Source organism: Bradyrhizobium sp. Unk1, from assembly GCF_059512345.1.
This window is the reverse complement of record NZ_JCAMOP010000242.1, coordinates 1-397: the sequence shown is the minus strand read 5'-3', so window position 1 is coordinate 397 and position 397 is coordinate 1. Positions and strand designations below refer to the sequence as shown.

Here is a 397-nt window from a genome sequence, read left to right as displayed (position 1 = left end):
TGTTTAGTCGGGAGACATGGCTGACACCTGTTCGGACACATCACTGACAGGTTGGCGATTGGTCAAGTCGATCGATGCGACCTGCCAGCTGGCGAAGAAGATTCCGTAGTGGCCGTCACGATCCAGCGGTCGGATGGCAAGGCGTTCGCGGGCGAAGGCCTGGGGAACCTTCCAGAAGCGTCCCTTGAAGGAGATGTAGGGTCTGGTCGATGAGACCCTGCGCACGATCTCGCCGCTGTCGTATTCGACGTTCGGAACGCGGGTCGGCATGGGACGAGCACTTGGCCGGAAGCGATCGGCAGGGACGTGCATATCGAGGCCTTGGTGAGGCCGCTCCAGATTGTAGACCGGCCGCCAGGCGTCGAAGGCGCGCTGGACTTCCGGGAGAGTTCGGAAG

1 pseudogene is annotated in these 397 nt (G+C 61.7%); it reads right to left on the bottom strand.

Annotated elements, in window-relative coordinates:
• Positions 1–3 precede the first annotated feature (3 nt).
• Positions 4–397: pseudogene (locus tag AC5ZFO_RS48320) on the bottom strand (IS481 family transposase); the annotation flags it as partial.